This is a genomic window from Nonomuraea bangladeshensis, from assembly GCF_039529455.1.
In the GTDB taxonomy this organism is placed as follows: domain Bacteria; phylum Actinomycetota; class Actinomycetes; order Streptosporangiales; family Streptosporangiaceae; genus Nonomuraea; species Nonomuraea bangladeshensis.
In genome coordinates this window covers 416,250-430,168 of record NZ_BAAAMV010000008.1, presented here as the reverse complement: position 1 = coordinate 430,168, position 13,919 = coordinate 416,250, and the positions used below count along the sequence as shown (strand labels likewise).

The following is a 13,919-nucleotide window of genomic DNA, read 5'->3' as shown; positions in this document are numbered from 1 at the left end:
CTCCTTCCCCATATGTAACGAACACTAGTCTGTACCGCTCGCGGTGGCCGCGAAGCCGTACCATAAGGTGGCATGACTGAACAGCGGCTACGCCATGCCTCCATGCCCGAGAAACCCTCTCTCGACGGCCTGGAGCAGGTATGGGTAGCCCGCTGGGAGGCCGACGGCACCTACCGCTTCGACCGGTCCAAGCCGCGCGAGCAGGTCTACTCCATCGACACGCCGCCGCCGACCGTGTCCGGCTCCCTGCACGTCGGTCACGTCTTCTCCTTCACCCACACCGACATCATGGCCCGCTACCAGCGGATGACCGGCAAAGAGGTCTTCTACCCGATCGGCTGGGACGACAACGGCCTGCCCACGGAGCGGCGGGTCCAGCACGTCTACGGCGTGCGCTGCGACCCTTCGCTGCCCTACGACCCGGAGTTCGTTCCACCGGAGAAGCCGGGCAAACGTGAGATCCCGATCTCCCGGCGCAACTTCGTGGAGCTGTGCCACGAGCTGACCGCCGTCGACGAGCGGGCGTTCGAGGAGGTGTGGCGGCGGGTCGGCCTGTCGGTCGACTGGTCGCTGCTCTACACGACGATCAGCGACGAGGCGCGGGCGGTCTCGCAGCGGGCGTTCCTGCGCAACCTGCGGCGCGGTGAGGCCTACCTCGCCGAGGCGCCGACGCTCTGGGACGTCACGTTCCGCACCGCCGTGGCCCAGGCCGAGCTGGAGGACCGCGAGCACCCCGGCGCGTTCCACCGCGTCTCCTTCTACGGCGAGCAGGGGCCGGTCTGGATCGAGACGACCAGGCCGGAGCTGATCCCGGCGTGCGTGGCGCTGGTCGCGCACCCCGACGACGAGCGTTACCGCGCGCTGGTCGGCACCACCGTGCTGACGCCGCTGTTCGGGGTCGAGGTGCCGGTGCTCGCGCACCACCTCGCCGAGCCGGACAAGGGCTCGGGCATCGCGATGATCTGCACCTTCGGCGACATCACCGACGTCACCTGGTGGCGGGAGCTGCGCCTGCCCACCCGGCCGATCATCGGCTGGGACGGGCGGCTGCTGCCCGAGCCGCCCGAGGGCGTGGACGCGGAGCCGTACAAAGAGCTGGCCGGCAAGACCGTGCACAGCGCCCGCGAGCGCATCGTGGAGCTGCTGCGCGCCTCCGGCGACCTCGACGGCGAGCCCCGGCCGGTCAGCCGCACGGTGAAGTTCTACGAGCGCGGCGACAAGCCGCTGGAGATCGTCACCACCCGCCAGTGGTACATCCGCAACGGCGGCCGCGACGAGGAGCTGCGCGAGCGGCTGCTGCGGCGCGGCGGCGAGCTGCGCTGGCACCCGCCGCACATGAAGGTGCGCTACGACAACTGGGTCGAAGGGCTCACCGGCGACTGGCTGATCTCCCGCCAGCGCTTCTTCGGCGTGCCCTTCCCGGTCTGGTACCCACTCGACGAGGCCGGGCAGCCGGTCCACGACGCGCCCATCCTGCCCGCCGAGGACACCCTGCCGGTCGACCCGTCCAGCGACGTGCCGCCCGGCTACAGCGAGGAGCAGCGCGGCGTGCCCGGCGGGTTCATGGCCGACCCCGACGTCATGGACACCTGGGCGACCTCGTCGCTGACGCCGCAGATCGCCGGGCGCTGGGAGCGCGACGACGACCTGTTCCGGCGGGTCTACCCGGCCGACCTGCGGCCCCAGTCGCACGAGATCATCCGCACCTGGCTGTTCTCGACGGTGGCCCGCTCCCACCTGGAGTCCGACCGGCTGCCGTGGAGCGACGTCGCGATCTCGGGGTGGATCCTCGACCCCGACCGCAAGAAGATGTCGAAGTCCAAGGGCAACGTGGTCACCCCGCTCGACCTGCTGGAGCAGCACGGCTCCGACGCGGTGCGCTACTGGGCGGCCGGCGGGCGCTACGGCGTCGACTTCGCCTTCGAGCCGGGGCAGCTCAAGATCGGGCGGCGGCTCGCCATCAAGATCCTCAACGCCTCCAGGTTCGTGCTCGGCCTGGCCGGCGACGGCGGCGGCGAGGTGAGCGAGCCGCTCGACCGGTCCATGCTGGCGGCGCTGGCGGGCGTGGTGCGCGAGGCCACCGAGGCGTTCGACGCCTACGAGCACAGCCGGGCGCTGGAAACCGTGGAGCGCTTCTTCTGGGCGTTCTGCGACGACTACCTGGAGCTGGTCAAGGCCCGCGCGTACGAGGAGGGCGGGCCGGGCGCGGCCTCGGCGCACGCGGCGCTGCGGCAGGCGCTCGACGTGCTGCTGCGGCTGTTCGCGCCGTTCCTGCCGTTCGTGACCGAGGAGGTCTGGTCGTGGTGGCGGGAGGGCTCGGTGCACCGCGCGCCGTGGCCCGTCCCCGAGCCCGGCGACGGCAACCCGGCGGTGCTGGCCGTGGCCTCCGAGGTGCTCGGGCGGGTGCGCAAGGCCAAGTCCGAGGCCAAGCTGTCGATGCGGGCCGAGGTGGCGCGGCTCACCGTGACCGGGCCCGAGGCGGAGCTGGTGCGGCAGGCGCAGGACGACCTGTGCGCGGCAGGCAACGTCGAGGAGTTCGTGCTCGGCTCCGGTGAGGAGCTCGCCGTCGAGGTCCACCTGGGCTGACTTCCGCTCGTGGCAGGGGGCTTCCGCCTCCTGCCGCGACCGGTCAGTAGTCGCACACCCCCGTGGGGAAGATCTGCTCCAGCCGCGCCCGCTCCTGCGGCGTGGGCCGCCACGAGCCGTACACCCCGCGGGCGATCGCCCGGCCGACCGGCTGCAGGCGGCACTTGTAGACGCCGCCCGCGAGCGGGCCGCCCGCCACCGTGCGGGAGGTCCCGTAGAGCGGGAAGAGCCGGGTGCACGCGCCCGGCGGGCGGCGGTCCAGCACGCCGTCCCACACGTGCGGGCCGGCCGCGAGCTGGGTGCCGTCGGTGGCGAAGCAGCGGTCCACGGCGAGCGGCGGCCGGTTGCCCGCGACGCCGCGCCCCGGCCGCGCCCGGAGGTTGGCCATCCACTCGTCCATCACCCGCAGCGCCTCGGGCGTCTGGTCGAACTTGGGGCCGTCGGGGCGCGCGTCGGTGAACCAGATGACCTGGTTGCCTGCGCTGCCGTCGTGGTCGAGCATGCGCCGGCGCGAGGCGAACGACTGGTGCGCGTTGTGCATGTCGAGCTGGTCCTCCAGGTACGGCCGCCAGTCGATGACCGGGATGTCGATGTCGCCGCGGAAGACCAGGCCGCTGCGCTCGACGTTCCTGATCGCGACCGGGTCGCCGGTGCGCCGGGGGGCCGGGTCGCCGAGGTTCATGTTGCGGGCGCTCCACGGGTCGAGGTCGCCGGGGCAGGCGGTCCGTACGAACGGGCAGCCCTCCTGCACCATGTCGTCCGCCTCCTTCCACGAGCCGGCCTTCGCGTTGACGTCCAGGAACTCCGCCGGGGTGACGACGCCGTCCACCAGCGCCTTCAGCCCGTACTGGACGCCGACGTTGTCCCAGGTGGAGCGGGCGTGGCCGCGCTCGTCCACGCCGTAGACCTCGCGCAGGTCGTCCCAGTGCGTCCACCTGACGGTGTCCTTGACGCCCGGTGGGTCCATCAGCGCCCATTCCGGGTCGTTGTTGGACGTCCACAGCGGGTTCATGGTGAGCGGGGTGAGGCCGCGCCAGCCGTTGACGCACTCGTCCGAGCCCGGCCTGCCGGTGTACGGGTTGGCCACCGTGTCACTGGCGTTCATGCCGATGAGCGCCGTACGGTCGTCCCAGCGGGCCCAGCGCGGGTTGTGGTCCATGTAGCGTTCGAGCAGCTCGCAGTCGCCCACGTGGATGGTCTGGGTGACCATGTCCGGATAGGAATACTGCGGGATCGCGGCGTCGATCACCCGGTTGCCGTAGTTCTGGCCGTAGATGTACTGCTGGATCGCCCCGCCCGAGCCGCCGACGCCGACCGTGTAGAGCGGCGGTCCGTGGCGCTCGATGAAGCGCTCCTTGACCATGAGGGCCGTCTCGCCGCCCAGGATCAGGTTGTAGTGGGTCGAGGTGCGGGTGCCCGAGGAGTGGAGGATCGCATAGCCCTTGCCGAGCCCGTACGGGTCCAGCGCGCCGCCGCCGAGCGTGCCCTGGTCGTGGCCGATCGCCACGCCGCCGTCGAAGCGGTAGATCGCCCGGCCGTTCCAGCCGTCCTCCAGCATCGCGATCGAGTAGAGGAAGCGGTTGATGACGCCGCGCTCGCGCCGTACCACGAAGTCGACCGTGCGGCCGCCCAGCAGGGTGGTCGTCGCCAGGTCGGCGGGCCGCTCGGCGGGCATCGGCTTGTACGTGCCGTCCGTCGAGCGGTAGAGCCGGTCCGTCACGACCGGCGCGAAGCAGTCCCTGCTCCAGCCGCCCGTGGTCCGCATGCCCTGGCCGTCCTGGTTGTCGGCGACCGGCGGGCCGAGGCCGGCGCGCTCGGTCTTGCACAGGAACGGGTACTGGTGCGGGCCCGAGAAGATCGGGCCGCCGATCGGGTGGTCGCGGACCGTCAGCGTGCGGCGGAGCGGCCCGGCCACGGCCGTGACGGTGTTCCGGCCGACGGCCAGGCCGGTCACCAGGCCGGTCAGGCCGTCGCGGGTCTCGGTGAACGCGCCGGTCACGTCCTCGCCGTTGCGGAGGACCCTGACCTTCGCGCCCTTCGGGCGGCGCACCCTGACCAGGGCGTCACCGCCGCTCACCTGGTCGGGACGGCTGGAGAGCACCTCCAGCTCCAGTGCGCCGTGCGCGGCGGCCCGCGCGGGCGCGGGCGCGACGGCGAGGGGCGCGAGCAGAGCCAGGGTGAGAATCGCCACGGCCTTCATGCCCATGACGGTGACACGCGCCCCGGCGGTTGCCCAGGCCCGATCTCCGCGACCGATCCCTGAAGCCGATCCGGAGGCGCATGGGGCGCGCACTCGCCGCCCGGACGTGACAGTCTTGAACACGTGCTTCCCGACCGCCCCACCAAGCTCGTGCCGCCCACGCTGGCCAAGATGGCCGCCTGGTGCGTGTGCCTGATCCTCGTCGGCGTGGTCGTCTACTTCTTCGCGTTGATCATCGCCAGGCTCACGTTCGTGGCCCTGCCGGTGGCCGTCGCGCTGCTGCTGACCGCGCTGCTCTATCCGCTCACCAACAGCCTGCGCCAGGCCGGCATGCGGCCGATCTACGCCACGTGGGTCACCATGCTGATCGCGCTGGCCGTGCTGGCCGGCACCGGCTGGCTGGTCGGCGCGCGGGCCAGCGAGGAGTTCCCCAACCTGGTCGAGCAGGTCCAGGCGACCGCGAGAGACGTCCAGGAGTGGCTGATCACCGGCCCGCTGCACCTGCAGCAGGCGCAGATCACCGCCTACGTCGACGAGGTCGCCACCATGGTCAACACCCAGCGGCAGGCGATCACGACGACCGTCCTGAGCGCGGGGGCGGTGGCCTTCGAGGTGCTGGCGTCCATCGTGCTGCTGCTGTTCGTGACGTTCTTCCTGCTGAAGGACGGCGACCGCATCTGGTCGTGGGTGCTCAAGGGCTTCGGCGGCGTCGCGCCCCGGGTCGACCGGGCCGGGCGGGCCGCGTGGACCACGCTCTCCCACTACGTGCAGGGCACGGTCGCCGTGGCCGCCGTGCACGGCGTGATCATGGGCATCGTGCTGGCCGGCATGGGCGTGCCGCTCTGGGCGCCGCTCGCGGTGCTGATCTTCTTCGCCAGCTTCATCCCGATCGTCGGCATCTTCTTCGCCGGCACCGTGGCCACGCTGGTCACGCTCGGCGCCAAGGGCCTCGTGCTCGCGCTGGTCTTCCTCGGCATCCTCATCGTCGAGCAGCAACTGGAGAACCACGTCCTGCAGCCGCTGATCGTCGGCCGGGCGCTCAACTTCCACCCGCTCGCGATCATCCTGGTGCTGGCCATCGGCGGCATCCTGGCGGGCATCGCCGGGGCCGCGGTGGCGGTGCCGGTCGCGGCCGTCATCTACCGGGCGCTGCCCGAGCTGCGGCACCAGCAGCCGGCCCTGCCGCCACCCCCATCAGCGCACGAACAGGGCGAACCGGCCGACGAGCCAGGCCCCGGCCGGGCCGCCGCTCCCGAGGCGGACGAGCGGAGCGCGGACACCGAGTAACCTCGTCACCCGTGACCCGTTCCTCCCTGACCACCCCGCCGCCCGGCGCCGTGGCGCCCGCGGCGCCGCCTGGAGCCCCGCGGCCTGGCGCCGCCCTCGGCTCCCACTACGGCCGCTGCTTCGGCTGCGGCACCGAGCACCCCACCGGCCTGCACCTCAAGGCCAGGACCCCGGACGGCGCCACCGTCGAGGCCGAGTTCACGGTGGGCGAGGCGCACCAGGGCGCGCCCGGGCTGGCGCACGGCGGCGTGCTGGCCGCCGCCATGGACGAGGTCATCGGAATGTCGGTCTACCTGTTCCACAAGCCGTATGTCACGGGACGGCTGGAGACCGACTACCTTCAGCCCGTTCCCGTGGGCACGACACTCCACCTGCGTGCCTGGTGCAACGGCATCGCGGGGCGGAAGGCGTACCTTGAGGCTGAGGGGCGCAACGGCGCCCCAGACGGGCCGGTCGCCGTCCGGGCGGCGGCGCTGTTCATCGAGGTGAGCATGGAGCACTTCGCCGCGCACGGCGATCTGGCCGCCATCGCCGCCGAACACCAGGACTTCGAGGTGAATCCGTGAGCAAGGTGGAGGTTCTGATCCAGCGGCTCGACGCCGAGCTGCCGCCGCCCTCCTACGCCCATCCGGGCGACGCGGGGGCCGACCTCTACGCGGCCGAGGACGTCGAGCTGGCGCCGGGCGAGCGGGCCGTGGTCGGCACGGGGGTGGCGATCGCCCTGCCCGACGGCTACGCGGCCTTCGTGCACCCGCGCTCCGGCCTCGCGGCCCGGCACGGCGTCACCCTGGTCAACGCGCCCGGCACGGTCGACGCCGGCTACCGCGGCGAGATCAGGGTCACGCTGATCAACACCGACGCCAAGGAGCCGTTCCGGCTCCGGCGCGGCGACCGGGTGGCCCAGCTGGTGATCCAGCGGGTCGAGCGCGCCGCCTTCTACGAGGTCGAGCGGTTGCCCGGCTCGGTGCGCGGCGCCAACGGATTCGGTTCGACGGGGCGCTGACGGCCCCTTTCAGCAGCACTATCAGGGAGAGTGAGGAACGTGTTCCGACGTCGTCGTCGTGAGCAGCCGGATGCGGTGGCCGAGCAGGAGCAGGCCGCCCCCACGCGCGAGTCCGGCCCGTGGGACGCCGACGAGCCCCACCCGGACAGCGAACGCATCGACCTCGGCGGCCTCCGGCTGCCGCACAACCCCGACTTCGAGGTGCGCCTGGCCTCGGTCGGCGACCAGCACGTCGGCGTGGTCGTCATCAGCGGGGAGGACACGCTGCAGCTCCAGGCGCTGGCCGCGCCGCGCAGCTCCGGCCTGTGGGACGAGGTCAAGACCAAGATCCGCGCGCAGGCGAAGGACCTGGAGGAGCGCGAGGGTCCGTTCGGCACCGAGCTGGCCGGCGAGCTCCGGGTCGACGGCGCCAGCCGCCCGGCCCGCTACCTCGGCATCGACGGGCCGCGCTGGTTCCTGCTCGCGGTGATCTCCGGGCCCGGCGCGTACGACGAGGCCGTCGCCGGCGCGTTCGTCGACTTCGTCAAGGACGTCGTCGTGGTGCGCGGCGACGAGCCGATGGCCCGCGAGGAGCCCATCCCGCTGCGCCGGCCCAACGAGCAGGGGAGCGGCGACCAGGCGGACGAGCGCCCCGGGCTCAACCCGTTCAAGCGGGGGCCGGAGATCAGTGAGATTCGCTGAGAGCTGACATCACGTAGGCTGAGTCATCATGAGTACGGCAGAGCCCGCGAAACGCGGGGGATTGCGTGGGTTCTTCGCACGACTGGCATCTCCCCAGTCGGAGATCGAGGCCCAGGAACTACGGGAGGACGCCGACGAGGTCGGCGCGACCCCGATCGTGTCATGCGGCGGGCGCAGGCGCTTCTGCGTGGCCGGTACGCTACGTACCGTGACGTTGCGTCCGAGGGGCGGCGCCCCCGCGCTGGAGGCCGAGCTCTACGACGGGTCCGACGTGATCGACCTGGTCTGGCTCGGCCGCCGCAAGATCGCCGGCATCGAGCCGGGCCGCACGGTCAAGGCCGAGGGGCTGGTCAGCATGCAGGACGGCCGCAAGGTGATGTTCAATCCGCGATACGAGCTCCGGCCAGGGAGTTGATCAGGTGAGTGCTGAGGCGCAAGAGGTCGCCCACGACACGGTGGAAGCGGCGGTGCGAGCGCAGCTCGCCAAGGCGTTCGGCGGCGTGCGCGGCATCATCGAGGCGGCGGTCCCGACGATCGCCTTCACGGTGTGCTGGCTCGTCACCGAGGAGCTGAAGACGTCGCTCATCGTCAGCATCGCGCTGGCGGTGCTGCTGCTGGTGGCCAGGGTCGTGCAGCGGTCCACGCCGCAGTTCGTCATCAACAGCCTGATCGGCATCGCGATCGGGGCGTTCTTCGCCAGCCGCACCGGCGACGCGAAGGACTACTTCCTGCCCGGCATCCTGTGGAACGCCGGCTACATGGTGGGCATGCTCGTCTCCATCGTCGCCCGGTGGCCGGTGGTGGGCTTCCTCATCGGCTCGGTCACCGGCGATCCCACCGCCTGGCACAAGGACCCCGGCATCGTCCGGCTCTGCACCAGGCTCACCTGGCTGCTCATGCTGCCGTGCGCGGTGCGGGTGGCGGTGCAGGGGCCGGTCTACCTGTTCGGCGGCGGCGACGAGGCGGTGGCGGCGCTCGGCCTCGCCAAGATCATCATGGGGTGGCCGCTGCAGGTCGCGGCGCTGGCCGCGATGCTCTGGGTGCTCGGCCGCGGCCGCACCCCCATCAAGCCCCCGGCCGCGGCCTGACCCGCCTGCTCGGTCAGGCGGGCAGCAGCAGGCCCACGCACTCCACGTGGTGGGTCATCGGGAAGGCGTCGAACGCCCGCAGGTCCGACAGCACGTAGCCACGCTCGGCCAGCCACTTGAGGTCGCGGGCGAAGGTGGCCGGGTCGCAGGACACATAGACGATGCGCGTGGCCTCCAGGGCGGCGACGCGCTCCACCACCTCGCGGCCGAGCCCCGCCCGCGGCGGGTCCACCACGACGAGGTCGGCGCGCTCGATCTGGAAGCGGTCGAGGGCCTCCTCCACCCGCCCGCGCTCCACCCGGGCCTGCGGCAGGTCGCGGAGGTTGGCGCGGGCGTCGCGGACGGCCGCGGCCTCGGACTCCAGTCCGAACACGGCGCCCTCGGGCCCCACCGCCTCGGCCAGGCCCGCCGCGAACAGGCCCACCCCGCAGTAGAGGTCGAGCGCCCACTCGCCGGGCTCCGGCGCCGCGTACGCCAGCACCGCGTCCAGCAGGGTCTCCGCCGCGCCCGGATGCACCTGCCAGAAGCCGCTGCCCATCACCCGGAAGCCGCGCTCGCCCACCTGCTCGTGCAGCACCCCTGAGCCGCGCCGCGGCTCGGTGCGGCCCTTGCCCTGGTCGAGCAGGATCGAGGCGGGCGCGTCGAGGTCGGGCACGGTCACGCTGCGCCGCGGCCGGGGCCTGACGACCACGGCCCGCTCGCCGCCGGACGACGCGATCACCTCGACCCCGGCCGCCCCCGGCCAGGCGTGGGCCTCCGCGGCGACCGCCTCCACCTCGGGATGGGCGATCAGGCAGGCGTCGACCGGCTCGATGTCGTGCGAGCGGTGCCGGCGGAAGCCCAGCTCGCCGCCGGGCAGCGCGGCGAACTGCACGCGGGTGCGCCAGCCGAGGCCGTCTTCGGCGCCCGGCACCTCCTCGACCACGACCTCACGCTCGATGCCCGCCAGCCGCTGGAGCTGCTCGGCCACCACCTGCGCCTTGAGCCGCCGCTGGGCGTCCAGCGTGGCGTGCTGCCAGTCGCAGCCGCCGCAGCGGCCCGGCCCCGCGTAGGGGCAGGGCGGGACCACGCGGTCGGGCGAGGGCTCCAGGATCTTCACCGCGTCGGCGCGCAGGAACTTGGCGCTCTCCTCGGTGACCTCGGCGACCACCCGCTCGCCCGGCAGCGCGTGCCGGACGAACACCACCCGTCCTTCGTGCCGCGCCACACACCAGCCGCCGTGCGCGACCGGACCCACCGTCAGCTCCAGAGTTGCCTGTTCCACATGCCACACCCTATGCCCTGACCTGGCCCACTACCCTCGGAATTGATCCACTACTGTTGGTCGTCGTGGACACGGCGCGGGTGGTACGGCGGTGGCCTGGCTTCGGGGGAGTCCTGCTGGGCACCCTGTTCGCCTGCGCCTCGCTGACGCCTTCGCTGCTGCCGCGCACCTGGATGTACCAAGGGGTGATGGCCGCGGTCACCGCCCTGATCGGCTACGCGGTCGGCGCCACGATCGGCGCGCTTTGCCGCGCGCTGATCGCCTACCGCCCGTCCGAGCGCGGGCGCCGCCTCGCCTGGCAGGCCCTGATCGGCGGCTGCGCGGCCCTGAGCGTGGTGGCGCTCTGGTACAGCCACGACTGGCAGCGCGACCTGCGCGCGTTCATGGGCGTGGACACCCGCATCACCTGGTTTCCGCCGCTCATCCTGGCCGTGGCGGTGGTGCTGTTCGCGCTGGGGCTGCTGCTCGCCCGACTGGTACGCCTCGGCGGACGCAAGCTCATCGGCTGGCTCGGCCGGTTCGTGCCGATCTACGTGGGGCAGGCGATCGGCGTGGTGCTCGTCGCCGTCCTCGTCGCGGTGTTCGCCGACGACGTGCTGTTCTCGGCGTTCGTCGCCCGGGTGAGCGACGTGTCCTCGGTCGCCAACCAGGGCACCGATCCGGGCGTACGGCGGCCCGCGACGAGCCTCGTGTCCGGCGGCCCCGGCTCGCTCGTCCCGTGGGACACGCTCGGCAAGGAGGGGCGCACCTTCGTCGCCACCGCCCCCAGCCCCGCCCGCCTCACCGCCTTCTCCGGCCATCCGGCCACCGAGCCCATCCGCGTGTACGTCGGCCTCGAAGCCGCCCCCACCCCGGAGGCCCAGGCGGCCCTGGCCGTGCGCGAGCTGGAACGCACCGGGGCCTTCCGGCGGCCGGTGCTCGCCGTGCTCGGCACCACGGGCACCGGATGGGTGGACCCGAGCATCCCCGCCGCCCTGGAGCACATGTACGACGGCCGCTCGGCCACGGTCGCCGTGCAGTACTCGTACCTGCCGAGCTGGGTGTCGTTCATGGTGGACAGGGGGCGGGCGGCCAGGGCGGGACGGGCGCTGTTCGAGGCGGTGCGGGCCCGCTGGGCCGAGCTGCCCGCGGACGACCGGCCGAAGCTGGTGCTGGCGGGGGAGAGCCTCGGCTCGTACGCGCTGGAGAACGCCTTCCGCGACCTCGACGACCTGGCGGCCCGCACCGACGGCGCGGTCTTCGTCGGCCCGCCCAACGCCAACCCCATCTGGCACCGCGTCACCACCGGCAGGGAGCCGGGCAGCCCGGTGTGGCGGCCGGTGTACGAGGGGGGCCGCACCGTCCGCTTCGCCCAGACGCCCGGCGACCTCGACCTCCCGCCCGGCCCCTGGGCCCGGCCGCGCGTGGTCTACCTGCAGAACGCCTCCGACCCCGTCGTCTGGTGGACGCCCGCGCTGATCCTGCGCCGGCCCGCCTGGCTGGAGGGCGAGCGGGGGCCCGGCGTGAACCCGGAGATGAACTGGTTCCCGCTGGTGACGTTCTGGCAGGTGCTGGTGGACATGACCTCGGCGCTGTCGGTGCCGCCCGGCCACGGGCACCGCTACAACGCCAACGTCGTGGACGCCTGGGCGGCCGTGGCGGCGCCGCCCGGCTGGGACGCGGCGGACAACGTACGGCTGCGGGCGCTGCTCAGCTCGTCGTGATCTCGTCGTCCTTGACCTGCCCGGGGCGGCGCACCGCGCCCGGCGCGAACGGCTCCCGCCGGCCCGTCAGCCGGTCGGAGGAGTGGAGCTGCCAGGGCACGCTGGTCACCATGATGCCCGGCTTGAACAGCAGCCGCGCCTTCAGCCGCAGCGCGCTCTGGTTGTGCAGCAGGTGCTCCCACCAGTGGCCGACGACGTACTCGGGGATGAACACCGTCACGACGTCGCGCGGCGAGCGTCGCCGCAGCGACTTGACGTAGTCGAGGACCGGCTGGGTGATCTCCCGGTAGGGCGAGTCGAGCATCTTCAGCGGCACCGGGATGCCCCGGCGCTCCCACTCCTCCTGGAGCTGGCGGGCCTCCTCGCCCTCCACGCCCACGGTGACGGCCTCCAGGGTGGACGGCCGGGTGGCGCGGGCGTAGGCCAGCGCCCGCATCGTCGGCTTGTGGATCTTCGAGACGAGCACGACCGCGTGGTTGCGGGCGGGCAGCATGGCCGGCTCGTAGTCCTCGTCGAGCTCCAGCTCGGCCGCCACGTTGTCGTAGTGGCGACGGATGCCCTTCATCATGAGGAACAGGATCGGCATCGCGATCACCACGATCCACGCCCCGACCATGAACTTCGTCAGCAGCACGACGATGAGCACCAGCCCGGTCATGACCGCGCCGAAGAAGTTGATCACGCGGGAGCGGTGCATCTGGTGGCGGAGCTTGAGGTCCCGCTCGGTCCGCAGGTGGCGGGTCCAGTGGATGACCATGCCGGTCTGGCTGAGCGTGAACGAGACGAAGACGCCGACGATGTAGAGGTTGAGCAGGCGGCTGACGTCGGCGTTGAACCCCCACAGCAGCAGGCACGCGCCCGCCGCCAGGAGGATGATGCCGTTGGAGAAGGCCAGGCGGTCGCCCCGGGTGTGGAGCTGGCGCGGCAGGTAGCGGTCCTGGGCCAGGATCGAGCCCAGCACCGGGAAGCCGTTGAAGGCCGTGTTGGCCGCCAGGAACAGGATGAGCGCGGTCACCGCCGAGATCAGCACGAACATCAGCGACCCGCCGCCGAACACCGCGTCCGCCACCTGCGAGATGATCGGCTGCTGGTAGTAGCCGGGGCCGACCGGCGTGCCGTCCTGCCGGATCAGGTCCTCGGCCACCACGGACGGCTCGGCCACCTTCACGCCCGAGGCCAGGCCGAGCGCGATGATGCCGCCGAACATCGTGATGGCCACGAGGCCCATCATGAGCAGCGTCGTGGCCGCGTTCTTGCTCTTGGGCTTGCGGAAGGCGGGCACGCCGTTGCTGATGGCCTCGACGCCGGTGAGGGCCGCGCAACCGGTGGAGAACGCCCGCAGGATGAGGAAGGCCGCGGCGAAGGCCGTCAGATTGGTCTGCTCGGGGCGTACGGTGAAGCCCGCGCTCGGGGCGTGCAGCTCGTCGCCGAGCACCAGCAGCCGGAACCCGCCCACGACGATCAGCCCCAGCACGCCGATCATGAACGCGTACGTGGGGATGGCGAAGGCGACCCCGGACTCGCGGATGCCGCGCAGGTTGATCACGGTGAGCAGGACGACGATGGCGATGGCGACGGCCGGCTTGTGCTGGCCCACGATCGGGATGGTGGCGCCCACGTAGTCGACGCCGTTGGCGACGGAGACCGCGACGGTCAGCACGTAGTCGACCAGCAGCGCGCTGGCCACCGTGAGCCCGGCGTTCTTGCCGAGGTTGGTGGTCGCCACCTCGTAGTCGCCGCCCCCGCTGGGATAGGCGTGCACGTTCTGCCGGTAGGAGGCGACCACTGTGAGCATCACCACGACGACGGCGGCGGCGATCCACGGGCTGTAGGCGTAGAAGGAGACGCCGGCCAGCGACAGGATGACCAAAATCTCCTGCGGCGCGTACGCCACGGAGGAGAGCGCGTCACTGGCGAAGACCGGCAGGGCGACGCGTTTGGGGAGCAATTGCTCGTGGAGCTGCCCGCTGCGCAGGGCGCGCCCCACGAGCAAGCGTTTGACAAGATCCGTTACCTTCGCCACGTAACGAGATGCTAGCCCCAGACGTACGGCTTAAACGAGGTGCTCCCCCCTAGCGCCATACTGGAGGCTGAGCAACCGCCGGCC

General features: G+C 72.2%; 11 protein-coding genes. 8 read left to right on the top strand and 3 right to left on the bottom strand.

Features of this window, described 5'->3' with window-relative positions; all coding sequences use genetic code 11:
- Nucleotides 1-72 precede the first annotated feature (72 nt).
- The gene (gene valS, locus ABD292_RS28070; protein WP_344212385.1) at nt 73-2,586 is read left to right on the top strand and encodes a valine--tRNA ligase; all 2,514 of its coding nucleotides are present in this window, start codon (nt 73-75) and stop codon (nt 2,584-2,586) included.
- 43 nt (nt 2,587-2,629) lie between these two features.
- Here valS and ABD292_RS28065 read toward each other — a convergent pair whose 3' ends face one another.
- A complete protein-coding gene (locus ABD292_RS28065) occupies nt 2,630-4,786 on the bottom strand; it encodes a DUF6351 family protein (RefSeq protein WP_344212383.1) in 2,157 nt (718 codons plus the stop codon).
- Nucleotides 4,787-4,909: 123 nt separating this feature from the next.
- On the opposite strand from ABD292_RS28065, the gene ABD292_RS28060 reads away from it, so the two are divergent.
- The 6 genes from ABD292_RS28060 to ABD292_RS28035 all read left to right on the top strand — a co-directional run bounded on the left by ABD292_RS28060 (nt 4,910) and on the right by ABD292_RS28035 (nt 8,845).
- Nucleotides 4,910-6,073: an AI-2E family transporter gene (locus tag ABD292_RS28060; RefSeq protein ID WP_344212381.1), complete on the top strand. Its 1,164-nt coding sequence runs from the start codon at nt 4,910-4,912 to the stop codon at nt 6,071-6,073.
- A gap of 11 nt (nt 6,074-6,084) precedes the next feature.
- Nucleotides 6,085-6,639, top strand: coding sequence for a PaaI family thioesterase (locus ABD292_RS28055; protein ID WP_344212379.1), 555 nt, complete (start codon nt 6,085-6,087; stop codon nt 6,637-6,639).
- The gene (dut, locus tag ABD292_RS28050) at nt 6,636-7,076 is read left to right on the top strand and encodes a dUTP diphosphatase (protein WP_344212377.1); all 441 of its coding nucleotides are present in this window, start codon (nt 6,636-6,638) and stop codon (nt 7,074-7,076) included. Before ABD292_RS28055 ends, dut begins: the two co-directional genes overlap by 4 nt.
- Before the next feature lie 39 nt (nt 7,077-7,115).
- Nucleotides 7,116-7,757, top strand: a complete 642-nt coding sequence (locus ABD292_RS28045; protein ID WP_344212375.1) for a DUF3710 domain-containing protein — start codon at nt 7,116-7,118, stop codon at nt 7,755-7,757.
- A 208-nt stretch (nt 7,758-7,965) separates the two neighbouring features.
- On the top strand, nt 7,966-8,172 hold the full coding sequence (locus ABD292_RS49040) for an OB-fold nucleic acid binding domain-containing protein (RefSeq protein WP_225289212.1): 207 nt from the start codon (nt 7,966-7,968) through the stop codon (nt 8,170-8,172).
- 4 nt (nt 8,173-8,176) lie between these two features.
- Nucleotides 8,177-8,845: a DUF3159 domain-containing protein gene (locus ABD292_RS28035; protein WP_344212373.1), complete on the top strand. Its 669-nt coding sequence runs from the start codon at nt 8,177-8,179 to the stop codon at nt 8,843-8,845.
- 13 nt (nt 8,846-8,858) lie between these two features.
- Here ABD292_RS28035 and ABD292_RS28030 read toward each other — a convergent pair whose 3' ends face one another.
- Nucleotides 8,859-10,109, bottom strand: a complete 1,251-nt coding sequence (locus ABD292_RS28030) for a class I SAM-dependent RNA methyltransferase (RefSeq protein WP_344212371.1) — start codon at nt 10,107-10,109, stop codon at nt 8,859-8,861.
- Nucleotides 10,110-10,174: 65 nt separating this feature from the next.
- Here ABD292_RS28030 and ABD292_RS28025 point away from each other — a divergent pair, with 65 nt between their 5' ends.
- Complete coding sequence (locus ABD292_RS28025) at nt 10,175-11,812, top strand: alpha/beta hydrolase (protein ID WP_344212369.1); 1,638 nt, start codon at nt 10,175-10,177, stop codon at nt 11,810-11,812.
- Here the strand turns inward: ABD292_RS28025 and ABD292_RS28020 are convergent.
- Entirely contained in the window at nt 11,799-13,835 is a 2,037-nt protein-coding gene (locus ABD292_RS28020; RefSeq protein WP_344212367.1) for an APC family permease, read from the bottom strand. The genes ABD292_RS28025 and ABD292_RS28020 overlap by 14 nt on opposite strands.
- Nucleotides 13,836-13,919 lie beyond the last annotated feature (84 nt).